This window comes from Litorivita sp. NS0012-18 (assembly GCF_040371945.1).
Lineage (GTDB): Bacteria > Pseudomonadota > Alphaproteobacteria > Rhodobacterales > Rhodobacteraceae > Litorivita.
The window spans coordinates 42775-67618 of the sequence record NZ_BAABWS010000005.1 but is presented as its reverse complement, the minus strand read 5'-3'; the positions used below and the strand labels follow the sequence as shown (position 1 = coordinate 67618).

At 60.1% G+C, this 24844-nt stretch carries 25 protein-coding genes; 19 read left to right on the top strand and 6 right to left on the bottom strand.

The window, feature by feature from the left end; genetic code table 11:
- Positions 1–94: 94 nt before the first annotated feature.
- Genes ABWV64_RS15035 through ABWV64_RS15025 form a run of 3 tightly spaced genes read right to left on the bottom strand, consistent with a single transcriptional unit; the run spans position 95 to position 3473 of the window.
- Positions 95–1546 (bottom strand): ATP-binding protein, encoded by a 1452-nt coding sequence (locus ABWV64_RS15035; RefSeq protein WP_353346720.1) that lies wholly within the window; start codon positions 1544–1546, stop codon positions 95–97.
- The gene (locus tag ABWV64_RS15030) at positions 1546–2274 is read right to left on the bottom strand and encodes a response regulator (protein ID WP_353346718.1); all 729 of its coding nucleotides are present in this window, start codon (positions 2272–2274) and stop codon (positions 1546–1548) included. The genes ABWV64_RS15035 and ABWV64_RS15030 overlap by 1 nt, the downstream gene beginning before the upstream one ends.
- A 2-nt stretch (positions 2275–2276) precedes the next feature.
- Entirely contained in the window at positions 2277–3473 is a 1197-nt protein-coding gene (locus ABWV64_RS15025; protein ID WP_353346716.1) for a sialidase family protein, read from the bottom strand.
- A gap of 221 nt (positions 3474–3694) precedes the next feature.
- Between ABWV64_RS15025 and ABWV64_RS15020 the strand changes: the two genes are divergently transcribed.
- The 4 genes from ABWV64_RS15020 to ABWV64_RS15005 are packed head-to-tail and all read left to right on the top strand — an operon-like array spanning position 3695 to position 6234.
- Positions 3695–4147: a DUF6010 family protein gene (locus ABWV64_RS15020; RefSeq protein WP_353346714.1), complete on the top strand. Its 453-nt coding sequence runs from the start codon at positions 3695–3697 to the stop codon at positions 4145–4147.
- Positions 4138–4803 (top strand): TVP38/TMEM64 family protein, encoded by a 666-nt coding sequence (locus ABWV64_RS15015; protein ID WP_353346712.1) that lies wholly within the window; start codon positions 4138–4140, stop codon positions 4801–4803. Before ABWV64_RS15020 ends, ABWV64_RS15015 begins: the two co-directional genes overlap by 10 nt.
- A 1-nt stretch (position 4804) precedes the next feature.
- Positions 4805–5788 carry a cation diffusion facilitator family transporter gene (locus ABWV64_RS15010; RefSeq protein WP_353346710.1) on the top strand — a complete coding sequence of 328 codons (984 nt, stop codon included), beginning with the start codon at positions 4805–4807 and terminating at the stop codon, positions 5786–5788.
- Entirely contained in the window at positions 5785–6234 is a 450-nt protein-coding gene (locus ABWV64_RS15005) for a DUF411 domain-containing protein (protein ID WP_234139516.1), read from the top strand. Before ABWV64_RS15010 ends, ABWV64_RS15005 begins: the two co-directional genes overlap by 4 nt.
- On the opposite strand, the gene ABWV64_RS15000 is transcribed toward ABWV64_RS15005, so the two are convergent.
- A complete protein-coding gene (locus ABWV64_RS15000; RefSeq protein ID WP_353346708.1) occupies positions 6231–6803 on the bottom strand; it encodes a Crp/Fnr family transcriptional regulator in 573 nt (190 codons plus the stop codon). The two genes, ABWV64_RS15005 and ABWV64_RS15000, sit on opposite strands and share 4 nt — an antisense overlap.
- 74 nt (positions 6804–6877) lie before the next feature.
- Between ABWV64_RS15000 and ABWV64_RS14995 the strand changes: the two genes are divergently transcribed.
- The 5 genes from ABWV64_RS14995 to repC all read left to right on the top strand — a co-directional run bounded on the left by ABWV64_RS14995 (position 6878) and on the right by repC (position 12176).
- On the top strand, positions 6878–7402 hold the full coding sequence (locus ABWV64_RS14995) for a hypothetical protein (RefSeq protein ID WP_353346706.1): 525 nt from the start codon (positions 6878–6880) through the stop codon (positions 7400–7402).
- A 59-nt stretch (positions 7403–7461) separates the two neighbouring features.
- Complete coding sequence (locus ABWV64_RS14990) at positions 7462–8370, top strand: recombinase family protein (RefSeq protein ID WP_353346704.1); 909 nt, start codon at positions 7462–7464, stop codon at positions 8368–8370.
- Between the two features lie 342 nt (positions 8371–8712).
- Positions 8713–9912 (top strand): plasmid partitioning protein RepA, encoded by a 1200-nt coding sequence (gene repA / locus ABWV64_RS14985; protein ID WP_353346702.1) that lies wholly within the window; start codon positions 8713–8715, stop codon positions 9910–9912.
- On the top strand, positions 9912–10880 hold the full coding sequence (gene repB / locus ABWV64_RS14980; RefSeq protein ID WP_353346700.1) for a plasmid partitioning protein RepB: 969 nt from the start codon (positions 9912–9914) through the stop codon (positions 10878–10880). The genes repA and repB overlap by 1 nt, the downstream gene beginning before the upstream one ends.
- A gap of 240 nt (positions 10881–11120) precedes the next feature.
- A complete protein-coding gene (gene repC, locus ABWV64_RS14975) occupies positions 11121–12176 on the top strand; it encodes a plasmid replication protein RepC (RefSeq protein WP_353346698.1) in 1056 nt (351 codons plus the stop codon).
- A 173-nt stretch (positions 12177–12349) separates the two neighbouring features.
- Here repC and ABWV64_RS14970 read toward each other — a convergent pair whose 3' ends face one another.
- Both ABWV64_RS14970 and ABWV64_RS14965 read right to left on the bottom strand, forming a co-directional pair.
- On the bottom strand, positions 12350–12862 hold the full coding sequence (locus ABWV64_RS14970) for an RES family NAD+ phosphorylase (RefSeq protein WP_353346696.1): 513 nt from the start codon (positions 12860–12862) through the stop codon (positions 12350–12352).
- A complete protein-coding gene (locus tag ABWV64_RS14965; protein WP_353346693.1) occupies positions 12862–13212 on the bottom strand; it encodes an MbcA/ParS/Xre antitoxin family protein in 351 nt (116 codons plus the stop codon). The genes ABWV64_RS14970 and ABWV64_RS14965 overlap by 1 nt, the downstream gene beginning before the upstream one ends.
- 459 nt (positions 13213–13671) lie before the next feature.
- Between ABWV64_RS14965 and ABWV64_RS14960 the strand changes: the two genes are divergently transcribed.
- The 10 genes from ABWV64_RS14960 (at position 13672) to ABWV64_RS14915 (ending at position 24775) form a co-directional block, all read left to right on the top strand.
- Positions 13672–14142: a hypothetical protein gene (locus ABWV64_RS14960; protein ID WP_353346691.1), complete on the top strand. Its 471-nt coding sequence runs from the start codon at positions 13672–13674 to the stop codon at positions 14140–14142.
- A 40-nt stretch (positions 14143–14182) separates the two neighbouring features.
- Positions 14183–15121 carry an ArdC family protein gene (locus tag ABWV64_RS14955; RefSeq protein ID WP_353346689.1) on the top strand — a complete coding sequence of 313 codons (939 nt, stop codon included), beginning with the start codon at positions 14183–14185 and terminating at the stop codon, positions 15119–15121.
- Between the two features lie 70 nt (positions 15122–15191).
- Positions 15192–15581, top strand: coding sequence for a DUF3768 domain-containing protein (locus ABWV64_RS14950; RefSeq protein WP_353346687.1), 390 nt, complete (start codon positions 15192–15194; stop codon positions 15579–15581).
- A gap of 157 nt (positions 15582–15738) precedes the next feature.
- Complete coding sequence (locus ABWV64_RS14945) at positions 15739–17721, top strand: ParB/RepB/Spo0J family partition protein (RefSeq protein ID WP_353346685.1); 1983 nt, start codon at positions 15739–15741, stop codon at positions 17719–17721.
- Positions 17722–17795: 74 nt separating this feature from the next.
- On the top strand, positions 17796–18389 hold the full coding sequence (locus ABWV64_RS14940; protein WP_353346683.1) for a regulator: 594 nt from the start codon (positions 17796–17798) through the stop codon (positions 18387–18389).
- A 102-nt stretch (positions 18390–18491) separates the two neighbouring features.
- On the top strand, positions 18492–19145 hold the full coding sequence (locus tag ABWV64_RS14935) for a DUF6927 domain-containing protein (protein WP_353346681.1): 654 nt from the start codon (positions 18492–18494) through the stop codon (positions 19143–19145).
- Positions 19146–19267: 122 nt separating this feature from the next.
- Positions 19268–19594, top strand: a complete 327-nt coding sequence (locus ABWV64_RS14930) for a type II toxin-antitoxin system PrlF family antitoxin (RefSeq protein WP_075777243.1) — start codon at positions 19268–19270, stop codon at positions 19592–19594.
- Positions 19591–20109 (top strand): type II toxin-antitoxin system YhaV family toxin, encoded by a 519-nt coding sequence (locus tag ABWV64_RS14925; RefSeq protein WP_353346679.1) that lies wholly within the window; start codon positions 19591–19593, stop codon positions 20107–20109. The genes ABWV64_RS14930 and ABWV64_RS14925 overlap by 4 nt, the downstream gene beginning before the upstream one ends.
- A 147-nt stretch (positions 20110–20256) precedes the next feature.
- Complete coding sequence (locus ABWV64_RS14920) at positions 20257–20409, top strand: antitoxin PaaA2 family protein (RefSeq protein ID WP_085638654.1); 153 nt, start codon at positions 20257–20259, stop codon at positions 20407–20409.
- Positions 20410–20512: 103 nt separating this feature from the next.
- The gene (locus ABWV64_RS14915) at positions 20513–24775 is read left to right on the top strand and encodes a strawberry notch-like NTP hydrolase domain-containing protein (protein ID WP_353346677.1); all 4263 of its coding nucleotides are present in this window, start codon (positions 20513–20515) and stop codon (positions 24773–24775) included.
- Positions 24776–24844 lie beyond the last annotated feature (69 nt).

The following is a 24844-nucleotide window of genomic DNA, read 5'->3' as shown; positions in this document are numbered from 1 at the left end:
CTTTGTTTTCTATCGAACTTCACGCATTCTCGGAACGCTTTGGGCCCTGCTTTTTTGTAAGGAAATGTATCAAAGCGGGATGCAACAGAACCGATCAGTCTTCGCTCCTTTGAGCAGGCAAAGCGCCGTCTGAAACGGGATCGACCTGCGCGCTTTGCTCCGACATTGACGTGTGAGGCATTGCCAAGGGCAGGATAATCCGTGCGCGGAGCCCGCCTTCGTCACGGTTCAACAACTCGATGGTCCCGCCATGTTCAAGAACAATACTACGAGCGATGGAAAGGCCCAAACCATGACCGCCAGTGTCGAGAGAGCGGGATTGTTCGATTCTCTGAAAAGGCTGGAACACGTCAGCGATATGACCTTCGGGGATGCCCGGTCCTGTGTCGTCGATCCGGATTTCGACGCCAGCACCGGTCACATCCCAGGACAGGACCGGATCCTCCCCGTACCGTTGCGCGTTGTCGATGAGATTGCGTAACGCACGACGCATCGCCTTTGGCTTTATCTGCATTACCGCTTCAGGCCCCATTCGCAGATCGAGTCCGCCATGTGTCCCCGTTTGGATGTTCGAGAGGTATTCCGCCACATCGATGCGCTGCAGGTCTTCGCCCTGCCCAACACCGCGGGCATAGGCCAACGTGGCCTCAACCATATCCTGCATTTCATCGAGCGACGCCGAGATACCCTCTTGCGTTTCGACGTCGTCCACCATTTCTGCCCGGACCCGCAGTGCTGTCAGCGGCGTGCGCAGATCATGCGCGAGTGCGGCGAGCATCCGGGTCCGGTCCGTTACGAAACGCGCGAGCCGCGCCTGCATGTCATTAAAAGCGATTGTCAGGTTTCGGACTTCGCTCGGACCGACCGGCGTTATCGGTCCTTCTCCGCCCCCACGACCGAATTCCTCGGCCGCCGCCGCGAGCTCGTTCAGTGGTCGCGTCAAGCGTGTCAGAAGAAACCAGAAGATCGCAAGAAGCAGCACCGCGGATGTCAGCGCAAATGACAGAGTGGATGTCCATGACCATTGTATCGGTGGTTTCTCGAACCGCGTAGCGACATTCAACCAACGACCTCCCGCAATGGCGATTGAAACTTCCATTTCGATAGCCGCTAGCGTGCCTTGCATCATCTCCGCATGCATCCTCGCCATCTCTGGAGAGAGATTGGGCAAAGGCAGGAGTCCCTGTTCGATCTCGTGGACCTCGACCCGAATGTCGCGGCTATACCCGTCATTCAGAAGCGCACGGATGCGCGCCTCAACGGCTCCATTCTCGTCGTGATGCGTGTGCGTCACCGATGGACCCTCGCCAAGCTCAAAACGCACCAGAGGCGAGGTTGCCGCCGCAACGATCTCATCGTGCAACTCAGGCGGCGCACCTTCGATCAGCCGGGCAACATTGGCGGCACGTCCCGCCGCCTCGCTTCCAATCGCCGCCTGGACCGCCAGCGACCTTTCATCGACGAACAGCCAAAGCCCCACGACCTGGGCAACGAACAGCACCGAAACGACAAGAAGCGCAATCTGCGTGCGAAACCCCAACCGCATCAGGCTTCGAACTCCACATCGCAATTCAGGCAATAGCCGCCGTTACGGACCGTCGAGATGATCCGCGGTCTCAACACATCCGGCTCGATCTTCCGGCGCAGCCTGGACACCTGATTGTCAATGGTCCGGTCCAGCGGTCCAGCAACGCGACCGGCGCTGAGCTCGAGCAAATCATCACGGCTGATAACCGCGCGAGGGCGCTCCAGAAACACCGTAAGCAACTTCGCCTCAGCTGTCGTGAGCGTGATCGTATCGCCGTCTTCCCTGATAACGTGTCCGGCATCGTGGTCGAACGTTACACCGGCAAACCGGGCCCGTTTCCCGGCCAATTCGCCGCCGTGCGGGGGCAGTGCACTATTGGAGCGCCGCAGGATCGCCTTGATGCGCGCCAGAAGTTCGCGTGGATTGAACGGCTTGGCGAGATAGTCATCCGCTCCCGTATCAAGACCCGTAATACGTTCATCATCCTCGCCAAGTGCTGTGAGCATGAGGATGGGAGTGGTGCAGTTCTCTTGACGCAATCGTGCGCAAGCAGAAAGTCCGTGTTCTCCTGGCATCATGATATCCAAGACAATCAGATCGATACTTTCTCTGGCCAATTTGGCATCCATCTCGACCGTATTGCCCGCAGCAGTGGCCTGCATGCCGTTCTTCTCTAAGTATCGGGTGACCGACTGGCGTATCTCGGCATGATCGTCGACGACGAGGATATGCGGCTGCAAGGTCATGATCAGTTGCGCTCCGCCAGAACTGCGCGTCGGATTGCAATACTGTCTCCGTTCTCGTCGGGCTGGGTCCAGGCCAGATAGAAGTCCCGGCCTAGTCGCGCCATACGCGGGAAATTCACTGACGCACCTGCCGAGTTGATGGTCAGGATTTCCGGTGAAATGCATCCCGCGTCATGATGGACCTTGCAAAGATAGAGCGCTTCATTCCCTTCAACCCATTCGACCCAACTTGCCAGGGCCGTCCCATCATCGAGCAGTTCAAGATCGACCCGCCCGACTGGATTGCCTTGGTCAATCCGGACCGGTGTATCGAAGTTGCGCCCGCCATTGTCAGAGAAAGCAACTTTGACAGCAGCAACGTCATTGGCGCCCGTGAACCAGGCGACGGCTGCATTCCCGCCCTCGGCGTCGATGGCCGGACCGTTCACGGGACAGCCCGACAATTCCCATCCATCATCGTGGACCGAAACAGGCGTTTCCCATCCCTTTTCGGTCAGTCGTGCAACCGAGATGTCCCGGATCTCTCCCTCGGTGCGGTCGCGATAGGCGGCAAGGATTTTGCCGTCCCCCGTCGCTGCGAGGCTTGTCTGGCAGCACGAACAGGTCTGCAGATCGATGGCGACGTCATCGCGGAGCACACCACCGCTTGTCAGCATCGTCGCGCGCAGCTGCATGGCGTCCGGCGCGGTAGGTGCCTTATCACCCTCAGCCCCATAGGCGCGCCCATCGAGCCAAATCACCGCCAAACCATCCTGTTTCGCAGGCCACATCGAGACGAAACCGTGCTGCGCAAATGACCGGTCCGCATGCGGGATCAGAGGTTGCCCCCAGGTCGTGCCGCCATCATGCGACAGAGAGATCTCAACCTGGTAGTCAAAACTCGATGGACCGATTTCCCGAAGCCAGTGCACGGCAATCGTTCCGTCGTCGAATACGGCGATTCCGGGAAAATCGGCCCAGTTGACGAAGAGATCGTCTCCCTGTTGTACGAGACGCGGAACGGACCAGCCTTCGGCCGTCCGGACTGCCATCATGACTTTGGTCTCTGGCCCCACCTGCTCCATCCAGCTCATGTAGAGCGTATCCTCATGGCTCGTCAGTGACGGTTCATTGGCACCCGGAGGCGAAGGTGCGGGCACATCCTCGATCTGTTCAAAGAGCGTCGAACTCATCTGTGCGGCGACCGGATGCGGCGTCATTGCCAGAATCGCGGCACTAAGTACGACGATCAGTCCGAAACAAACCGGTCCATGGCGCCACCAGTTCGGCCACGCGCGTTTTCGTATGTCAGAACCACACTTCATAAGGCCCAGAATAGTTTGGTTTTTCCCGAATGACCCGAACTTCCTTTGTCGCAAAATGTATCAAGCGTCACGGAGGCCTTGACCCTCCAGTCACTGGAAGCCCTAGGTCATGTCTCATGAAGCGTGAGATTGAAAACACCACCGACCGTGTTGTCGGATCCCAGAACACCGCCACTGTTCATCGGCCAGCATGGGTCGGAGCAGGCCTGTTCGGGATAACCGCACCATTGCATCTTTTCCTCGAGCCGAATGCGTCCGTCGCTGTCGCCGCAGTTACACTTGCACTGATTGGCGGAGCTTATATCGGTTTCGGCGCGGCGGATGGCAAAGCCCGTGTGTTCTGGTCCGAACTGGCGGTCGCCATTCTTTTCGGGACAGCTGCCGTATTAGGGATGCTCTGGCATTGGCTCGCCCTGCCGCTTGGCCTTGCGCTTCATGCTCTCTGGGACCTGCTCCACCACAAGCCGAACAAACTTGCGCGAATCCCCGGATGGTACATCCCTCTTTGCGTTGTCTACGACCTGCTGGCGGCGTCCTTCTTGATCCTGCTCTACGGAGTATGGATGTGACCCGTCTCATTCTTCTCGTTCTTCTAGTGCTCCTGATTATCGCGTTGGCTTGGCGCGATGCATTCGGCTTCGAAATCGATCTTCCGCAACGCGAGGAACTCCAAGGATGGATTGATGCCGCAGGCCTCCTCGGACCTGTTTTGGTGGTCGCCCTCATGACAGTGGCAATCGTTGCCAGCCCCCTGCCCTCTGCGCCCGTCGCACTCGCCGCCGGGGCCGCTTACGGACACACATTTGGGACGATGTTGGTTGTCCTCGGAGCCGAGCTCGGCGCTGTCGCGGCATTCTTGCTAGCGCGCGGACTAGGGCGACCTTTTGTTGAGAGACATGTCGGACAGAAGCTGAGTGAGGGATTACTCGGCTCGCAGAATACGCTGACGTTTCTGGTATTCGGCAGCCGTCTGCTGCCGTTCCTGTCCTTCGACATGATTAGCTATGCGGCGGGCCTCAGCAACCTGCACTTCTGGCGATTTGCCGTCGCCACTCTGGCCGGAATCATTCCGGCAAGCTTTCTTCTCGCGCATCTCGGCAGTGAAGCGATGAACGGAGATGCGCGCACCGCGACTTGGACGGCGGCGGCGCTTGGTGGCTTCACGGCCCTGTCTCTTGTCATCGCGATCTGGCGCGACCGCGGCAACACACCAAAGGAGGACTGACATGGCTGCCCATTCTCACGCCGGACATATGCCATCATCCGGAAAAGCTCTGGTTATCTCCGCCTGGTTGACAGGCGTCTACTTTGTCATCGAACTCGCCGTCGGGCTTTGGACCGGCTCGATCGCCGTGCTCTCCGATGCGTTTCATACACTCTCTGCGGTGGGCGGCGTCCTTGTTGCGATCATTGCACAACGTATTGCGCAACGGCCTGCCGACGCGCAACGGAGCTTTGGCTGGTACCGTGCCGAGATCATCGGCGCGCTGGTCAATGGCGGCTTTCTGTTGGGCATGGCGCTTCTCGTCATCTGGATGGGCGTGATGCGGCTCGGCAATCCGATCCATCTGCCCACCGGTCCTATGCTGTGGGTGGCGTTCGGTGGATTGGTCACAGAGGTCATCTCGCTCGGCCTGATGTGGAAATCGAGCCGCGACGATCTGAACGCACGCGGCGCGCTTTGGCACATTATCCAGACCTTCGTCGGTAGCCTGTTGATCATCGTGACGGCCCTGGTGATCCAGTTCACCGACTTTCTTCAAATCGACCCGATCCTTGGGGCCGCATTCGGGGTCGTTCTGCTCTGGGCCTCGATTGGCGTCATTCGCGAAGCCGTTCACATCCTCATGGAGGGGACACCAGAGGAGACGGACCTCGATGCAGTGATCGACGATCTCCGTGATCTGGACGGTGTCCTCGATGTCCATCATGCACATGCCTGGACCCTGACAAGCGGCAAACATGCCTTTTCCGCGCATTTGCGCCACTCTGATCCGCATGATGCCGCGGAGATTCTTGAAAACGCGTACAGTCAGCTGACCCGCGACCATGGCTTCCATATGGTGACCCTGCAACTTGAGACCGACTGCCTCGACGAACGACATGCTCAAGACCTTGACGTGACGCGCGACACGAGCGGCAGCACGCTCGACATGGACGAGCACCCCGCTACAACTGGTGATAAAACAAAAGGGAGCCACCACCATTGAAACGACGAGTTTTTCTGATTTCCACGGCCTCTACAGTCCTGGCTAGTCCGCTGTGGGCAAACACCTCTCCAGTTATCCAGGTGCTGAAGACACCGACATGCGGCTGTTGCACGGCATGGGTGGAGCACGTCCGACAAGCCGGTTTCGCGGTCGAGGCGGAAAACGTTGATCAGGACGCGCTTTACGCATTCAAAGACAGGCTGCAAATCGCCCCGGACCTTGCCGGGTGCCATACTGCGGTTGTGGGCGACTATTTCATTGAAGGCCACGTGCCTGCCTCGGACATCGAGCGCCTTCTTGCTGAGCGGCCCTCGGCGCGCGGCCTGACCGTACCCGGCATGCCGATGAGCTCGCCTGGAATGGGCGGGCCCGGCGCGGGAGATACCTTTGATACGCTGCTTGTGGGCTCGGACGGATCAACCTCCGTTTTTGCCAGCCACAGTTAGAAAGCCTCCGGTAAACGATAGATACCGCGGGACGGGTTTGTGACACGTCCCGCCTCAACGAGCGCCCGAAGCGCGCGATACGTCGCCTCGTGGCTCAGACGCAAGAGCGCCGCGAAGTCGACAACTTGGCCATCGAGAAATCCGGCGACAAGCCCGGCCATCACACGCTCTTCCGCGCTTCGAATGCCGACGATTTCGAGAAGCTGTCGCTGCGCCTGTATCTGTCTGGCAGCGTGACGACCATAGGCGCGCGCGAACTCAACATCTTCGAACGCTCTTAGGACAGCAGTTTTGTCGATCCTCATGAAATCACCCGCTTCGATCACAAGAGCGTCGCAGTGGTAGCGTTCCGAGAATATCGAGGCCTCGGCGAAACTCGTCCCAGCTTTCGCACGATGGATCACGAAACGCTCGCCATTCGGTCCAACACGCTCAAGATGCACCCGCCCGGTTAGCACGATGTACAGTCCCGTCGTCTCGGCGCCTTGCCGAAAGAGGGTTTCGCGAGCCTCAGCGGAGAAGCGTTTCTGCGCAGAATGTGGGAGGCGGGCGTACGGATCAGGTATCATATGATTGAAATCATATTCAGAGATCCGTGCTCTTGCTAGAGCTTGCCGAAATCATCTTCGCGAAGGATCAACACATGCGTTTCCCCATTTTGGTATTCTCCCTTCTGGTTGCAGCCCCTGCGTTTGCTCAACACAGCCACTCAGGAAACGACCACACGATGGCGGACCCACAGGAGTCCGGCCAATCCGGCTTCGCTGCCCTGACCGAAATCGTGACGATCCTCAGAGACGACCCCGAAACCGACTGGAGCGCGGTCGATATCGCCGCTCTCCGTCGACATCTCGTCGACATGGACTTGCTGACCACGGAGTCCAAGGTCGACGTCATCGAACGCCCCGAAGGAGCCAGATTCGAGATACGGGGAACTCAGCATGTTCTTGGGGCGATCCGCGCCATGGTGCCGGCCCACGCACCTTTCCTCGCTGCGGAGACGGGTTGGGATGTCTCAACCGAAGAACTTGAAGACGGCGTGGCTATGATGGTCGATGGTGACGCTGCACAAATCCAGGGTCTGGGCTTCTTCGGAGTGATGACGATCGGGGCACATCATCAAGAACATCATCTGATGTTGGCAAAAGGAGAACGATCTAACAACTGAGAAGCGGATTCATTGGGTCGTTTAGTAGCAATACCTGAAATTGCAAACGGCCCGATTTCATGCCCTTGATAGGCTATGCACGCGTATCCACAGAGGATCAGACCCCCCTGCCCCAGTCAGAGGCCCTTCAATCTGCGGGATGTTCCGAGATTTTCGAAGAGCACGCCTCAGGTGGAAATCGTGCGCGGCCTGTGCTTGCCCGCGTGCTGGAGCGGATTGGCAAGGGCGACACGCTGGTCGTCGTGCGAATCGACCGGCTTGCGCGGTCCTTGTCGCATCTTCTCGAAGTGATCGAGCGTCTGGAGGCCAAGGGTGCCTTCTTCCGCTCCCTGCAGGACCCCATCGACACCGCTTCCCCGCAGGGCAAATTCACGCTGCAAGTTCTGGGCGCCGCGGCCGAGTTCGAGCGCGCGCTAATACGTGAGCGCACAAAGGCCGGGCTTGCCTCTGCGCGCGCCAAGGGCCGCGTTGGTGGCAATCCTGGGCTGCGCGCCAAGGATCCCGCTGCGCTGCGCAAGGTGCGGCTGGCGCGACAGGACGGCTACATGGAGCGCTTGAACGAAATTGCGCAGGATTGGGCGCCCCATGTGCGCCGTTTGCGCCCCGATATGGCTTGGGAGGACGTCCTGCGGATCATCAATGGCCCCCTGCCCCCAGATCGCCATTGGACACAAAGCCGACTGCTCCGTGCCGTGAAGGCCTATGTGCGCGACGGGTTCCTGCCCGATGCAGTGCTTGGCCGCGCCGGACGGCGCGAGACCGATGACCGCCTGCCGGCCATCGTGGCGGCCATCAAAGGGTCGGACCCGGATATCACGCTACAAGCGATCTGCGACCGGTTGGAATCCATGCGTGAGCGCACCCCTCGAGGCCGCACCAGCTGGCAACCGTCCTCCGTCAGGATGCTGTTGGAACGGGCGGAACGACTTGGTCTAATTTCATCAGAATCGGCTCACTCCCGACTGTAACTAGCAGGGACTCATCCAACTGAATCTATCGCTCCAGACGCCGTCAAAAGGTCAATTGTGCCACTGGTTGCATGGGTTTAGCTGAAATCATCCAAACAATTCGGATTGGTAGTTGGAAGCGCGATCGTGTCGACTTAATGCAATAAAATCAAACGTTTGCGACTATCCTGAAGCGACTGAACGTATTGGTGCTGTGGATAACTTTCACACTACATCTAGATTCTTCTTGCCGGACTCACCGGATCGTGGCATTCCCATCCTGACGGCAAAACGCGTCAGATACGCTGTACACCGTCAGAATGACCAAGAGCCTCAACAGAGGCCGAGAGTGGGCGGCAGGATATGGATGATCGTAACGTTGGATACGCGCAAGGCATAGGGTCTTCCGACATCGGAGCATTTGCCGACAATCTGGCTGAGTCTTTGGATCGCCAGATGAAGATCGCTTTCGAGCCCGAAGAACGAAAGTCCCTGCGCCGTTTCAGTTCTACCGAGGTCGCCAGCCTCTTACGCGTGAGCACATCTAACCTACGCAACCGGCACAAGGACGGCAGCTTCCCTGAAGTGCATACAGACAACCGCGGACACCGGTTCTACACAGCCCAAGAGATTGATGAGTTGCGCGATATTCTGGGGCGCACTGGAAAGAACGCAGAAAACTACCGCCCTGGTCGACGTGAGGGCGATCGTCTCCAGGTGATATCTGTCGTCAATTTCAAAGGCGGATCGTCAAAAACGACAGCGACGATACATCTTGCACAACGGTATGCCTTGCGAGGCTACCGAGTATTGGTTTTGGATCTCGATCCACAGGCAAGTCTGACCACTTTTTTCGGTTTTCGGCCTGAGCTCGAGTTCGCTGAAGGCGGCACAATCTATGATGCTCTGAGATATGAGGAGCAAGTTCTACTCTCCGACGTCATCCAAACGACCTACTTCCACAAGCTCGATATGGTTCCGGCGGGCCTAATGCTCTCGGAATACGAAACTGAGACGGCAAACGCCCTCGCCCGTCGGGTGCAGCCCATATTTGCGGAGCGCCTCGCCTTGGCGCTCGAGGAAGTTGAGGCGAGTTACGACATCGTGCTGATCGACTGCCCGCCTCAACTTGGCTTTCTGACCCTAACGGCGTTGGCAGCCTCGACGGGACTCCTGGTAACGGTCGTGCCAGGCATGCTCGACATTGCTTCAATGAGCCAGTTCCTGAAACTTGCTTCGGAAACGGTAAAGGCTGTCGAAGAAGCCATTGGCAAGCGCGTTACATGGGACTTCGTAAAGTTCTTGATCACGAGATACGAGCCGTCGGACGGGCCTCAGACCCAGATGGCGGGCTACCTGAGATCGATCTTGGCCGGACAGGTCATGACTGAGCCAATGCTGAAGTCTACAGCAATCTCGGACGCCGGTATGACCCAGCAAACCGTCTACGAAGTTGATCCGAGCCAGTTCATCAGGAAAACGATTGATCGCGCTCTGACCAGCGTGAACGGCGTTGGCGATGAGTTGGAACAAACAATTCAAATGGCATGGGGGCGTCGCTGATGGCCCGAAATATCTTCAATCAGCCTCCAAAGGACGAGAAGGAGAGCGCAGCCCCCTCCCCTACCCCGCCAAAAGCGGCAAAACTGCCAGGATCTGTTGGCGGCTTGCGCGACTCTTTGCGCGAAATCACCGCGAATTCCATTCGGGACCTCGAGCCCGATCAGATTGACATGGATGGTCTGCGCGATCGGTTGGTTCTGGAGGATTCCAGTATTGATGAGTTGGCCGAAAGCATTCGCAAGCATGGGCAACAAGTGCCGATTATGGTCCGACCATCAGCGCAACCGGACAGATACCGCATCATCTACGGACGACGCAGGCTTGCAGCGATCCGCATGGTCGGCGGAACGGTCAAGGCGATCGTTCGGACCTTGGATGACGACGCATCTCTGATCGCACAGGGCCAAGAGAACAACCTCCGACTAGACCCGTCTTTCATTGAGAAATCTCTTTTTATCAAAGAGATGCAGGAATCAGGTTACAAGCCAAACGTCATCCAGGATGCTCTCGGCTTGACACGGCAGGGCGTGTCCAATCATCGCGTCGTCATAGAGCAACTGCCAGAAGGGCTTGTACAGCAGATAGGGCCGGCACATGGCATCGGACGACGGCAATGGGGTGACCTGGCTGCTTTCTCAAAAAAGATAGATCTGGTGAACACGGCCAAAGAGGTGATTACCGCCCTGCCCGACGACACTCCAAGCGCGGAAAAGTTTCAGGCAGTCTACTCAGCTTGCTCGAACAAGGCGCGTAGCGACAAGAAACAAGCCAACGGCAGCCTAACGTCCGTCGTCAAAGATGCGGACGGTAGCTCTGTGGGAACGCTGACAGTCGATCAGAAAACGATCGCCATCAAGATCGCCAAAAAGGACCACCCAGAATTCGGCCAATGGATCGAAGAGCGCGCGGAGGCAACGCTTTTGCAGCTCTTCGAACAGTGGCGGAATGAGAGCGGCTCTGGGTCCTAAGCCCCGAGCCACACAGAGTAACGCGAGCAGAGGAGAAAAGCGAAGACCAGAAAGAAAAGAGCCCCCCAAAGTTTCCCCTGGAGAGCCCTCATCATTCGATTAGCACTCATGATGTAGCAACCTCCAGCAAACCGGTCAAGAGTCACCGATTCGGTGGACGGATTTTTATTGCCTTTTTCTGAGCGAAATCTCGGGAAGAGACTGGGAAGTTGTGGGCCGAACGGTCGTCGTGAACAAGCCATGGCATTTACAAAACTATCGATCAGATCCGCTGGTGCTGATGCATCACGCGGCTCAATTTCTGCGGCTGAAACCGACATTTGGACCATCTTCAGGGCGCTGAGAGATGCCCGCAGCGTGTTCGGTCTGCGTCCTGGCCATATCCAAACACTTCAAGCAATGCTCAGTTTCTTGAAACCAGGCCACGGCGAAACGGTTTTCGCGTCCAACAACTCGATTTGCCAGCGCGTCGGCGGAATCGACGAACGGACCCTCCGCAGACACATAAACCGTTTCGTTGAACTCGGTTTCATCAAGCGCAATGACAGCTCGAACCGAAAGCGCTACCGCGTTCGCTCATCCGGCGGTCAATGCATCAGCTATGGACTGTCTCTAGCCCCCCTCCTCCAACGTGCGAACGAGCTTATCGCCATCGCACATGAGATGGAAAACAACCGGCGGGATCGGATATTTGTCCGCAAACAGATCCTTACAAAGCTCGCCCATTTGGAAGAGCATGATCCAAGCAACACATTCATCAACCACGCACGGAGAGCTCTACGCAGGAAGCTGAGCCTGTCCGAATACCGCGCGCTGCTCGCCAACACGGACAGCGAATGCCAGAGTTTGTATGCCCCAGATGACTCACCAGAAACTATGGAATTGCCCGCCAATGACGGACAAACTGTCCGGCACCAATCTAAGTCTGAAGAAGAAAAAAAAGATTTAGATAGCAACATAGGCAATGAAGCTCTGAAACCAGACTTGCTAACCTCAGTCTGTAATCAAGCGACATCGTTCTCCACAGAGAGACTTAGAGACTGGTTGGACATTGAAAACCATGCTCGAACACTTGCACCCATGATGGGCATTCACCCAGAAACATTCGAGAAAGCCAAGGATGCAGTAGGAGCTCAGAAAGCGTCATGCGCGATTTTCATCATGCTAGAACTTGGAAAACGCATCCGGGACTTTGGAGCGTATTTTCACAGTATCACCTTGGGCCAACGTCAAGACCAATTTGATCCAGTGGCTTTGATCAAGCGTCTGTCTAAAACTGCTATGCAATCCGCCTAGTGTCCACCGCGGTGGACGTCTGACCGGCAACTAGCCCAATGACGCGCGGTCTCTCCACGTGCATCGAAGCGACCGAGCCAATTACACTAGGGCGATAACGCACGGTCAATCCGTGTTCCTCCGACCCGCTGATGTCCACCGCGGTGGACAGATCAGGCACCAAGTCTCACAACTCACATGCGTGACAGCCGCTCTTCATCATCCACCACTTCCAAAGAACCGGTATTGTCAGTCCAGACCCACAAAACGATGTTCAAGTCCGATGATGACGCGCCCTTCGCAAAACTCTGGATCAGAAGCCCCGCAAACCGATCCGCTATGAGGGCGCGTGCTAAATCCTGTGTCGGCACAGGTTGGCCATCGAGCATCTTCATGCGCCATGCAGGATCGACAAGCATCGCCTCGGTCGCGTTATACCGGTCAAGTCCGTCCTGATCGCGGGTATCGAAAATAGGCCCAAGGTCAGCATTGTAGGACACCAGGATCGTGGGTTGCAGACTGCCGACCTGGTTGGCTTCTCTAAGAGCGGTCGCGGGATCCAGCGAGGTGTAGAGGGCAGGGGTGCCCTTGGCATTAAAGCGCCCTCCATAGAGTTCGGCGCCTCGTCCGGACAGAGGTTCACGCGCATAGACCGGGTTCAGGGCGCGATAGAGTGGCCCTGCGTAGCGTCCATCTTTCAGGGGCATCAGGCAAAGACGCCCGCATCGACCGCATCGATGTATTCCAGAACTTGCTGAGCTTTGCCTTCCTGAACCAGCTGCATGGCTGTTCGGCCATCAAAGCCGGGCAGGGGCTCTGACCGGTACCATGCATAGGCCATCAATTCCGAGCCGAAGCGGCGTTCGACTTTGTTCAGCACCTCTACCAATTCGCGCAGGCGACGCTGCGTTTTGTCCGAACCGATGCGGGCTCGCCTCTGCAGCGCGTCCTTGCCCAAGCCGACGGTCAATGCGATCTCTTCTGCTGATGTGCGTAGTACCGCGGCGATCTTGCGCGGTTCGAATTGCCCGGCTTCAGCAAAGTTCGTGATGTGCATGATCTATGCTCCTACAGTGATACTGACGGTATATAGCGGCAATATTGCCGAAATTCAAGCTGTCAGGAGGTAATGTGACTTCTTTTCCCATGCTAATCCGTAACGCTGCATTGCTCTGAACGAAGCAAATCCTGATTTTTGGGCTTGAGAAGTCGCCGTTGGAGCGCATTTGCCGATCGAGAACGTCAGATAAGTTATTGATAATATGAGAAAGACTGCAGCAGTCGGACCGGAGTTACCGATATAGCTTGCCGATCTTGGATCGGAACCGCCACTTACTGCATGCAGTCACTGGGGTCCGCGGTGGTGTTGGACCCTCGGCCATTACCCCGGACCAGTTGGCTGGTGAAAAGTGAAAGTGTTCTTCGGGTTTTGTGACCGACGGATGAGGGCCTTTGGGGTCCCTCAGATGGGTCCGGGCCGGGTTCCGGTCTGCCGTTCCGGATGAAGGGCATTCCCATGCAAACAGGTGTCTTGCGCGTGCTCCGCGCAACCGCCGCCTCCCGGTGGCGACATAGAGAGCTGCGCCGAACCGGCGAGAAGGAGCTGGCACGGCAGCTCGAGCGGACGGCCATTCTCCGCGATCTCGGCTATCTCAAGCAGGCCGCGTCATTGCCAAATGCGCATGTGATCTGCGGAGACGGTGGGACATTCCTCCATCTCGGTTGGACCACCGTGTCGAGTTTCGCGCCGATCGAGCGCTTTCCCTTGGCTGCCCTCGCGGTCGCACGAGGAACCCCGTTCATCGATATCCGACCCATCAGTGACGTCATCGCCATCGCGAACCTGCCGCGGGTGGCGCGGGACGGATCGGTCGATCCTGACCCTTGCGGTCCTGGCAGCTCCGTCTCGCTGACCACCTACATCGACATGGTCGAAGCCCTCGGTGCCAGGATCGCCAACGATCCGCGCCCCCGCCAGTCAACCTGATCACCATTCCCTCTCACCAACACTCGAAAGGAGGCCAGCCATGGCCCGATCCCGCACGCCCAAATTCGATGCCTCCGAGGTCATCACAAACGAAATCATCCGCATCATCGAGCGCGGCGTCTTGCCGTGGCGCAAGCCCTGGACCGCAGGCGGCAGCTCACGCCCCCTGCGCGTGGGCGGTGAGCCCTACCAGGGGGTGAACAACTTCCTGCTGACCATGCGCACCGTGATGGCGGGCCACAGCTCGCCATTCTGGATGACACTGCCTCAGGCCAATGCGTTGGATGCAAAGGTGCGCAAGGGTGAGAAATCCTCTGTAGTCGTCTATTACGGCCAGAGCCGGAAAGACGCCGGCGGCGAGGATGACCACGGGGAGAGGGATGATCGCTCCGAGGAGGCCCGCGTGTTCCGCTTCCAGAAATCCTACCGCGTGTTCAACGCCTGCCAGATCGATGGCCTACCCGACAGCTTCTTCCCCGATCCGGAGCCCGCGCCCGAGCATCCGCCGTCCGAGCCCATCCCGCACATGCAGGCGTTTTTCGATGCCATCGACATCACGACCGTCTTCACAGGGACGGAAGCATACTATTTGCCACCTGTAGACAAGGTGTTCATGCCATCCATTTCGCGGTTCGAAAACCCGCGGAACTTCTACGGGGTCTGGGCCCATGAACTGGCCCATGCCACCAAGGCGCGCCATCGGCTGAACCGCGACTACGGTCTCTCGCGCTTCGGCAACACGGCCTATGCCCGCGAAGAGATCGTCGGCGAGCTGACCTCGGTGTTCCTTGGTCAGACGCTCGGCTTCACGGCGCATACGCTCGAGATGAATGCAGCGTATCTCTACAATTGGCTGCGCGTTCTGCGCTCGGACAAGGGCGCCATCTTCAAGCACGCCGCTGACGCGCAGCGCGCCTGCGACTACCTGATCGCACGGTCGGAGGCGGGCAGGGCAGGGGAGGTCGACCAGGCCGCTTGAGGGGATGTGTGTCGGCAAAGGGAAAGCAGGCTTTGAGAAGGGTGTTTCAAACTTCTCAAAGGACATACCCATGACCAACGCAGCACAGCCTCTGACAGACCGCCCAGACCCCGCCGTAATCGCCGCTCAGAATGACGCTTTCCGCAAGCTCGCCTGCCTCGGGATAGCACCAGAGGCGCCTATCCAAGGCCGGATGCACGTCACCCGATCGCTCATGGAGGCAGGGGACGGCTTCATGGCCGAGGCGGTGAATGTCACGGGGGCGTTCGACACGTTCGAACCCGAGAACGACCCGGAGGGCTGGCATGATTTCGGAGCGGTCGAGATCCGGGGCGAGACCGTGTTCTGGAAAATCGACCTCTATGAGGCGGATTCCGACTTCCGCTACGGGGCCGAGACCCCAGACAATCCGGCCACCACCATGCGCGTGCTGACCATCATGCTGGCGCGCGACTGGTAGAAGGGCAGGGGACACTTCCCCCTGACATCTCAGACGATGAAGGCCCGCTGCCCCAAAAAGGCAAAGCGGGCCTTTTGTCGTGGTGATCCCCGATGCCGGGGATTGGTCACGCGCTTGATGGCGCGGGCCGCATCTAACTCACCAAGAAGGATATCCCATGACCGCAAGTTTCAATCCCGCTTCCGTCGCCATCGGCGATCTGACAGCCCACCCCGCCAACGTCCGCAGCAACTCCCCCGAAACCTACGACCCCGAGAACATCGCACATCTGAAAGCCAGCATTGCGGTGCTGGGTCTCCTCCAGCCGCTCCTGGTTCAGAAGATCGACGGCAAATATGCCGTACTCGCAGGCGGTCGACGCCATGCCGCGCTGAAGGAACTGGTTGCCGACAAAGCCGCCAAGGGCTTCACGGCGAAGACCAAGATCGAGTGCCGCCTTATCCCTGAGGAGTGCGACCTCACCACGGCTCTGTCGCTCGCCGAGAACATCACGCAAGCGCCGATGAATGCCATCGACGAGTTCGAGGCTTTCGCCCGGATGATGGAAGTCGACGGCCAGACGCCCGAGACCATCGCAAAGACCTTCGGCACGACGGTTGCCGCCGTCAAAGGCCGGTTGCGTTATGGCCTGATCCACCCCGACATCCGCGCCGCGGCCCGGGCCAAGACGATCACGCTCGACACGATGAAGGCCTTTGCCGAGCACCCGAGCCAGGAGGTGCAGAAGGAGGTCTATGAGGCGCTGACCAAGGAAGACAGCTACCTGCAGGCCTACACCGTCCGTCAGGCGCTCAAATCCCGCGGTGTGCAGGTCAGCGATGATATCGGGGCCTTTGTGCGCGAGGACTACGAAGCGCGGGGTGGGGCCATCGCGGCCGATCTCCTGGAAGAGCATTCCGTGCTCGAGGACGCCGCGCTGGTCGAGACCATCTTGCTTGAAAAACTCAGTGCCGTCGCCGAAGAGGCCCGCGCAAAACTGGGCTTTGCCTGGGCGGATGCGATGGTGCGCTATGATTATGCGACTATGGTCGACTACGGCCGCGTCTATCCCGGCCCGATCGAGCCAGATGAGGCCGCCCAAAAGCGCATCGACGAGATCACCACCGAGCTCGAGCAACTCCAGCTCGAGATGGAAGATGAGGGGCTCGCAGACGATGCCTACAATGCGCTCTACGACCGCGTGGACGCCTTGGAAGAGGAAGCCCGCGACCTGCAGGAAGCCTACAGCACCGAGGATCTCGCCCGTGCAGGCGTGATTGCGTCCTGGTCGAGTGGACAGGTGACGTTTCATGTTGGCCTTGTGCGTCCGGATGACACCGCGAAAGAAGAGGGCGCGCGCGGCTCCTCGGCCAACCCGACCGGGGAGGAGGCCCCGGACGCCGGGGAAATCAGCTACCCGGCCTCATTGGCCGAGGACCTCAAGACCGAGCGGGCGATGGCGCTCGGGGCAGCGATGGCGCTGCATCCTGAGGCCACGCTCGATCTGTCGCTGTTCAAGCTTGTCAGCGACGTCCTGGGCACCGGGATGAGCGTCACGCAGGCGATCAAGGTCGAGGCCCGCAGGGAATACCGTAGCCACGCCAAGATGGACGAGATCGACGAGACCTCGCTTGAGCAGGTGGCGGCGGCGCATGATGCGCTTGACCTTTCCTGGCTCGATGACACCCGGTCCCCTGCCGATCAGTTCGCGGCGTTTCGCGCGCTGGAGGCAGGCGAGAAGGCCAAGCTCGTCGCTTTTGCAACCGCCAGCACCACGCAGTCCTGCTTCGCGCAGGACCGCCAGCGCGACAGCCTGATGCATGACTTCGAGATCGAGATCATGCCCGACATCCGAGCGCATTGGGCGCCGAACGCGGCGCTCTTCAATCGCTTCAAGAAGGCCTGGCTCTTGAAGATCGTCGGGGAGGATCTAGGCCTCGCCCAGGAGGCGGTGACGCTGGCCTCGTCGAGTAAGAAGGAGATCGTCGCCTTCTGCGACAAGCTCTTCGCCGAGCCCTTCGCCACGCTCACCGACGCACAGCGTGCCGCCGTGGCCGCCTGGTGCCCGCCGATGATGCAGACCGCCGGTGTCGCCTGTGATGAGGCGGAACCCATTGAGGAAACCCCCGAGCCTGACAGCGAGGTCGCGCGAGCGGCCTGAGTCCAAACGCGACCCGCGCGAGCCATGCCGCCCGCGCGGGTCGATCCTCCCACACTCAACCGAAAGACATCCCCATGGCTATTCTCAAGTTCTCTACCTCCGCAGTTGCGGCGCAGATTGCGCATGCGCGCGCCTGCAAGACCTTCCTGCCCAACTGGACCGGACCCGTGGACAGGCCGGCCCTGATCCTCATCGTCGGCAACGGCGTGCATCTGCGCTCGAACGGCATCGACGGCACAACCACCCGCATCGTCACGACCGAACAGGCCGATCCGTCCTTCGCCTTTGCCGACGGCATGAACCCGTTTCGCGACACCGATTGGATGGCGCAGCGCCGCATGGCGTTTCGCGATCTGACCGGCCAATTCTACACCGACATTCTCGACGATGTGCAGGTGCTCATCGACCGGGGGCAGGGGGCGATCCGGCTCGCCACCGATGGCCACAGCATCCGCGTCTTCGTGCGCCGGGCCTCGGACTATCTGATCGGCGGAACCTACGAGGTGCCTTCAGGTCTTGGCGGCACCTTCCGGGTCATCCTCAAGGATGCCTGCGATACCTTCGCGATCGTCCAGAACTGCGGCAATTGCGAGGATTTCGACGCCATGCAGCCCTATCGCGTGCCGCTCGATGCGCTGATGGAACTCGATGACCGGAGGGCGGCTTAACGCGCCCTTTCTCAAACAAGCATCGCCAATACCCTGCCGGGCCTGCGGCCCTCTTGGGACATTGGCGACAACAATTTTCCCTACGAGAGAAAGGACTCTGAAATGGGTTGGCTCTTCTACACCGACGGCCGCGTCAAAACCTACGCGGATGAGAAAGCGGAGATCACCAGGCTTTGTACCTTCGAAGGCGACAGGCGCAAAACGGAGCTGGTCAAGGCCTGCAAGGTTGGCTCCACCTGGTATTCGGCGGCAAGGGTCACCAGTCTCGACGGCACCCCTGTTGAAGACGCGACCTATGTCACCGATCCTGACGGCTCGATCACTTTCGCCGCCGTCTTCCTCACCGCCTACGACGATGGGTGTTGGGGCTACAAGGATATGGAGGAAAGCGCTGGCCCGAACGAGTCTCGCGCTCCCCTTGGGCTGATCGAGCTTCTCTCCAACCTGAAAGACCCGGACAGCTATGCCCATGCCTGGCGCCAGCGCTGCAGGGATTGGGCTGCGATCCCGGACTACGAGGAAGGCGACAAGATCAGGCTCGCAGCACCGGTGACGCTCACCGATGGCAGCACCTGCCAGATTGTCACCGCGACGCACTACAGGCGGGGTCGGCAAAAGCGGCGCTGCTACCGGATCGAGGAAACCGGTGGGCTCGTACGCCTCTCGAAGGCCACGCTTGCGGGTTCGGAGCTGCTTAGCTCCGCGAAAGGTGCTGCTAGCCCGGTGCTGGCAGAGTATCTCGCGGGGCGAGAATAGGTGCTGCGCCGGACAGCTCATCGACCTGCCCGGCGACAACAGATCCTGCGGCTTGTCTTGACAAGACAATGCAAATGCATTACCTACTCGAACAACAAAGCCCCTTTTTTCAGGAGACTGCCATGACAGTGCTCACACAAGATGTCTCGAAGCTCACTGATCGGTATCAGACAACCGTGCCGGCAGGTGTGCGAAAGCAGCTCAAGCTGGGCAAGGGCGACCAGATTCGCTACTGCACCGAGCCGAGTGGCAGGGTCTATATCGAGCCCGTGCGCGCCGAAGAGGATGATCCCGCGCTCGGCGCCTTTCTCGATTTTGTCGAGGCAGATATCAAGGCGCATCCGGACCGCATTCGGGCGTTCGATGGGGCTTTGCATGACCGTCTTGCAGCACTGGTCGGAGACGTTGACGTCGATCTGGATGCGCCGCTATCGCCCGAGGATGAATGAGCGGCGATAGCGTGCCCGCAGGGGCGCCCCTTGCCGTAAACGGATGGTCAATTTATGCGCATCCGCTCTTTCTGGACCAGCTCGAAGGGCTGATCGAGGAAGTTGAAGCGCGTAAGGCACGCGATCCAAAGACATGGCGCAAGAAAAACCCGACGAAACGGCTGGCCGCCATCTTCAAGCTGGTCAACGAGGCCATACCGGCAGATCCGGGTGCCGCCGCCTACCGGCAAGGCAGCACGCTCGGGGATCACCGCAAGCACTGGTTCCGGGCGAAATTCTTCCAGCAGTATCGGTTGTTCTACCGCTTCAACAGCGATGCCAAGGTCATCGTGGTGGCCTGGGTGAACGACGACAAGACTCTGCGCGCCTATGGCAGCAAGACGGATGCCTATGCGACGTTCAAAGGGATGCTGGAAGATGGCAACCCACCTGACAGTTTCGACGCGCTCTTGAAAGAAGCAGCGGCGGCGGGCAAGCGGTTCGAGGCGTCCCTGGACGCGGTACCTGATCGGTGAGTGGCCCGGTTAGCTGTGAACCTTACGGCCTTGCCGTTTACGGCACCACTGTGGGTGATGTAGCATCGACCCATAGCATAGTCGGAGAAAGCGCAATGGACCCAACGGGTAAGGAACAGCCGCACCTCGGTCTCGAGGAGCATTTCCGTGGCGGCTGATGTCAATTCGTATGACGCGTGGTTTCGCGCGCAGGTACAGACCGCGCTTGAGGATGCACGCGGTGGAACTTCACAGGTTCAGGTAATGCAGGCCGCGCAGGCCTTGATTGATGCGAAGCGGCAGGTCGAACCCAAGTCCTGACCAGGCCTTGGAGGTCAGCGCGGTCTGATCCCGTCACCACGGAAAAGTGAAAGCGGGCTTTTTGTCCTTTGGAACTCAGACCCTGATCCAAAGGAAAATCCCCATGACCAAACCCAAAACGGCGAACCCGACTTTTTCAATCTCCGACGCTGATCTCGCCTCTGCCCTCGCGCAGATCGGCGCGGAGGTCGACAACCAGCCCCTGCGCAGCTCAGCGCTCGCGCGGATCATGCGCGAGACGTTTCATGGCAGCGATGCCGGGGGCGCCTGGGACTGGCGCATGGCATATGACCTGATGCAGGCTGCGGCTGTCCAGGTGCTGCTGCGTGGGGCCGACGCGGCAGGTGACATCGCTGCTGCAAAGCTGCGCGCCTCACGGCTGCTGACGGAAACCCGCCGCTCAGAGCAGCAGATCCGGCTGCAACAGTTCTCCACGCCGCTGGCATTCGCGGCCCTGACGGTGCGGGCGGCAGCCATTCGCAAGGGCGAGACCGTGCTTGAGCCGTCGGCTGGCACTGGCGCCCTGGCTGCTTTCGCCGCCCGGGCCGGTGGCACGCTTGTGCTCAATGAAATCGACCCCTTTCGCCAGCGCCTCCTGCGCGCGGTTTTCGGCGGCGAGGTCACAGGCCATGACGGCGAGCATATCGATGATCTGCTGCAGACGCCGGTTCTGCCCGACGTGGTAGTGATGAATCCGCCCTTCGCCTCTTCGGTCGACCGATCCCGCGACAGGCACATCGCTGCCAAACATCTCATTGCGGCTGCAAAGCGTCTGGCACCCGGTGGGCGGCTGGTGGCGATTATGCCGCCGGGATTCACGCCCGAACGCGATGCCGCGCATTGGTCCCGCGCCTGCGGTCTCCTGACGCCGCGCTTGGCGCTGACGATGCCGGGGCAGGTCTACCGCAAGCTCGGAACCTCTGTCGAAACCCAGCTCATGGTCTTCGACAAGGTGCAGGAGGACGGCGAAATGATCCGCGTCCCTGTGCAGGATCTGGATGAGGCCTTGGCATATGTCGATGCAGTGGCCGCAACCCGGACCGAGATGCGCGCAGTCCAACGGGCGGCAGTGGTTAGTCCTGCTCGGCCGACCGTTCCATCATTTGCCCCACGCAAGACCGCCGCTGTGCCTGCCGCCATCTCCAAACCTCGGGACAATGCGGCTATCCCGCTCACTTTCACGAGCCTGGATATCGCGCGCGACAACACGCCCGTCTCGGACATCTATGCGCGCTACCGCCCGCAGCGGATCGAGATCGCGGGTGCGCAGGAACATCCCACCCCGCTCGTCGAAAGCATCGCCATGGCTTCTGTCGCGCCGCCGGTGCCTTCAGGCACGGCCAGTGCGGAACTGCGCCTGCCCGCCAGGCTGATCGAGGAGGGACATCTCTCCGAGGCGCAGCTGGAAACCATCATTATGGCGCATGATGCCCATGGTCGCGACCTGCCAGGGCGGTTCTCCATCGATGACGACCAGACCAAGCTGACGCGCGCCGATGACGACCCGGATGCACGTGCCTATCGCCTCGGCTACTTCCTCGGGGACGGCACCGGTTGTGGCAAGGGCCGCGAATGCTCAGGCCTCATCCTCGTGAACTGGCTTTCCGGGCGCAGGAAGGCGATCTGGGTCTCCAAATCCGCCACGCTCATCGAGGACGCCATCCGCGACTGGACCGATCTCGGCGGCTCGCCTGCCGACATCCAGCCGCTCTCCAAATGGAAACCGGACCAGCCCATCCCGATAGGCGACGGCATCCTTTTTGTCACTTACGCCACGCTGCGGTCCGCGGGCAAATGCGGCACCACGCGACTGAGCCAGATCTTTGAGTGGATGGGCGAAGACTTTGAAGGCGTCCTCGCTTTTGATGAGGCCCATGCCATGCAGAACGCCGCCGGCACTGAACAGGGCAGGGGGGTCAAACCCTCCCAGCAGGGCCTTGCTGGCCTGCGGCTGCAACTGGCAGCACCCCGCGCTCGCGTCTTCTATATTTCGGCCACGGGCGCCACGAGCGTGCACAACCTGGCCTATGCCGCGCGTCTCGGTCTCTGGGGACAAGGCCCCGAATATCCCTTTCCAAGCCGCGAGAGCTTTGTCTCGGCGATGGAGGCGGGCGGTGTCGCGGCCATGGAAGTGGTCGCGCGCGATCTCAAGACGCTCGGGCTCTACACGGCGCGCGCCCTCAGTTTTGATGGGGTGGAGTATGACGTGCTAGAACACGCGCTCACTCCGGCCCAGATCGAGATCTACGACGCATACGCGGCTTCGTTTCGGACGATCCACCACAATCTCGAAGCCGCGCTGACTGCGACCGGCGTCAACGACGCCTCTGGCGAGACCAATGCCTCGGCCGCTCGCGCCTCGGCCAAGTCCCGCTTCGAGAGCACGAAGCAGCGTTTCTTCAACCATCTCCTGATGGGCATGAAGGCCCCGACCATCATCCGCGCGATCAAGGACGATCTTGCAGCGGGCAAGGCTTGTGTAATCCAGGTGGTTTCGACCGGCGAGAGTCTGCTGAAACGTCGGCTTGAAACGATGGACGCGAAAGACGAGCTCGTCGAGGGTGCCTTGACGCCGCGCGACTATGTTCTGGGCTACCTGGAACAGGCCTTCCCGATCCACGCGCAAAAGCTGGTCGAGATCGACGGCAATATGGTGGCCGAGCCGCTCAGGGACGAGACCGGCGCGCTGGTTGTCTCGCGCGAGGCGCTTGCCCTGCGCGACGCGGCCATGATGGAATTGATGACGCTGGCTCCGATCCCCTCGGCGCTCGATCAGATCCTCTGGACCTTTGGCGACGAGGCCGTCGCAGAGGTCACGGGGCGGTCCATCCGGCCCCTCAAGGCCGAGGATGGCCATCTCTTTATCGAAAAGCGCGCCGCCAGCAGCAATTCGTCGGAGACCCAAGCCTTCATGGATGGTGAGAAGAATGTCCTGGTCTTCTCGGATGCGGGCGGGACGGGCCGGTCCTATCACGCGGCGCAAACGGCGAAGAACCAGAAACGGCGGCGGCACTACCTGCTGGAGCCCGGCTGGCGCGCCGATGCGGCCATCCAGGGGTTGGGCCGCACGCATCGCTCGGCCCAGGTCAGCGCGCCCTTCTTCCGGGTCTGCACCTCCGATGTGCATGGCGAGAAGCGCTTCACCTCGACGATCGCCAAGCGCCTCGACCAGCTGGGGGCCTTGACCAAGGGCCAGCGAGAAACCGGCTCGCAGGGCATGTTCCGCGAGGAGGACAATCTCGAAAGCCCGATCGCGCGGGCCGCACTGCGTGGCTACTATGCCGATCTTGCCGCCGGGCGCGCCGAGGCGATGACCTATGAGCGCTTCACCGACTGGACGGCCCTGCGACTGATCGACAAGGACGGCGTGCTCCTTGAAGAGCTGCCCCCGATCCAGCGGTTTCTGAACCGGGTTCTGGCCCTGCCCATCCACATGCAGAACGCGCTCTTTGCCGAGTTCATGCGCCGGATTGCCGATCAGACTGAACGGGCGCGCGCGGCGGGCACGCTCGATCTCGGCGTGGAAACCCTGCGTGGCGAAAGGATCGAGCAGGTCTCCACCGAGGATCTCTGGACCTGCCCGAAATCCGGCGCGGTGACGCGGATCATCGGGCTCGAGGTGACGGACCCGGCCCACGTGCTGTCGGCGGATGACGCCCTGTCGCGCAATCCCGACAAGCTGCCGATGGTCAATCGCGCCTCCGGCCGCGCGGCGCTCATCTCGGCGCGCCCTATGCAGATGTATGACGAGGACATTGTCACGCTGATGCGCAAGGCGGTGCGGCCAAACGGGTCCAGCTATCTGGAGGAGACGCGGTTCGGGTCCTCGGCCTGGGAGAACATCGGTAAGCCCGAGTTTGCAAGGCTTTGGGATTCCGAGGCTGCCTCCTTGCCCAAGACCACCACGACCAAGCTCTACCTGTTGACAGGGCTGCTGTTGCCGATCTGGAAGGACATTCCGACCACCAATGAGCGCATCTACCGGGTCACGCCCGACGGGGCGACCGCGATGATCGGGCGGACTCTGAGCGAGGAAGGGGCGGCCGCGCTGCGCGCCCGCTTCCTCGTCTCCGACCCGCAAACACCGCAGGAGATGTTGACCGCCGCCCTCGGCACCACCGCGCCTGTCGATCTGGGCCGGGGTCTGACCCTGACCTGTCGCCGTGTCGCAGGCGAGATGCGCCTCGAGCTGGGCGGCGCGGATCGGGGCATGATTGATGGCCTCAAGGCAATGGGGTGTTTCACGGAGATCATCGCCTTCCAGCTGCGGGTGTTCCTGCCGCATGGGGACGGGATCGACACGGGAAGCATTCTGGCCCGGATCGTGGGGCAGGAAGCCGCCATGACGTCAGAACAAGCCGCCTGAAGAGTCAAAGCGAGCTTCCGGTCGGGCGGCGTGGATCGGGATTTGGCCGATCTGCGCTTTCCGGGCGCG

Bases quoted from the DNA above. Each gene is read 5' to 3' on its own strand.
- ABWV64_RS15035 (WP_353346720.1), bottom strand. From the start codon at position 1,546: ATGCGGTTGGGGTTTCGCACGCAGATTGCGCTTCTTGTCGTTTCGGTG.
- ABWV64_RS15030 (WP_353346718.1), bottom strand. From the start codon at position 2,274: ATGACCTTGCAGCCGCATATCCTCGTCGTCGACGATCATGCCGAGATA.
- ABWV64_RS15025 (WP_353346716.1), bottom strand. From the start codon at position 3,473: ATGACGCCGCATCCGGTCGCCGCACAGATGAGTTCGACGCTCTTTGAA.
- ABWV64_RS15020 (WP_353346714.1), top strand. From the start codon at position 3,695: ATGAAGCGTGAGATTGAAAACACCACCGACCGTGTTGTCGGATCCCAG.
- ABWV64_RS15015 (WP_353346712.1), top strand. From the start codon at position 4,138: ATGGATGTGACCCGTCTCATTCTTCTCGTTCTTCTAGTGCTCCTGATT.
- ABWV64_RS15010 (WP_353346710.1), top strand. From the start codon at position 4,805: ATGGCTGCCCATTCTCACGCCGGACATATGCCATCATCCGGAAAAGCT.
- ABWV64_RS15000 (WP_353346708.1), bottom strand. From the start codon at position 6,803: ATGATACCTGATCCGTACGCCCGCCTCCCACATTCTGCGCAGAAACGC.
- ABWV64_RS14995 (WP_353346706.1), top strand. From the start codon at position 6,878: ATGCGTTTCCCCATTTTGGTATTCTCCCTTCTGGTTGCAGCCCCTGCG.
- ABWV64_RS14990 (WP_353346704.1), top strand. From the start codon at position 7,462: ATGCCCTTGATAGGCTATGCACGCGTATCCACAGAGGATCAGACCCCC.
- repA (WP_353346702.1), top strand. From the start codon at position 8,713: ATGGATGATCGTAACGTTGGATACGCGCAAGGCATAGGGTCTTCCGAC.
- repB (WP_353346700.1), top strand. From the start codon at position 9,912: ATGGCCCGAAATATCTTCAATCAGCCTCCAAAGGACGAGAAGGAGAGC.
- repC (WP_353346698.1), top strand. From the start codon at position 11,121: ATGGCATTTACAAAACTATCGATCAGATCCGCTGGTGCTGATGCATCA.
- ABWV64_RS14970 (WP_353346696.1), bottom strand. From the start codon at position 12,862: ATGCCCCTGAAAGATGGACGCTACGCAGGGCCACTCTATCGCGCCCTG.
- ABWV64_RS14965 (WP_353346693.1), bottom strand. From the start codon at position 13,212: ATGCACATCACGAACTTTGCTGAAGCCGGGCAATTCGAACCGCGCAAG.
- ABWV64_RS14960 (WP_353346691.1), top strand. From the start codon at position 13,672: ATGCAAACAGGTGTCTTGCGCGTGCTCCGCGCAACCGCCGCCTCCCGG.
- ABWV64_RS14955 (WP_353346689.1), top strand. From the start codon at position 14,183: ATGGCCCGATCCCGCACGCCCAAATTCGATGCCTCCGAGGTCATCACA.
- ABWV64_RS14950 (WP_353346687.1), top strand. From the start codon at position 15,192: ATGACCAACGCAGCACAGCCTCTGACAGACCGCCCAGACCCCGCCGTA.
- ABWV64_RS14945 (WP_353346685.1), top strand. From the start codon at position 15,739: ATGACCGCAAGTTTCAATCCCGCTTCCGTCGCCATCGGCGATCTGACA.
- ABWV64_RS14940 (WP_353346683.1), top strand. From the start codon at position 17,796: ATGGCTATTCTCAAGTTCTCTACCTCCGCAGTTGCGGCGCAGATTGCG.
- ABWV64_RS14935 (WP_353346681.1), top strand. From the start codon at position 18,492: ATGGGTTGGCTCTTCTACACCGACGGCCGCGTCAAAACCTACGCGGAT.
- ABWV64_RS14930 (WP_075777243.1), top strand. From the start codon at position 19,268: ATGACAGTGCTCACACAAGATGTCTCGAAGCTCACTGATCGGTATCAG.
- ABWV64_RS14925 (WP_353346679.1), top strand. From the start codon at position 19,591: ATGAGCGGCGATAGCGTGCCCGCAGGGGCGCCCCTTGCCGTAAACGGA.
- ABWV64_RS14915 (WP_353346677.1), top strand. From the start codon at position 20,513: ATGACCAAACCCAAAACGGCGAACCCGACTTTTTCAATCTCCGACGCT.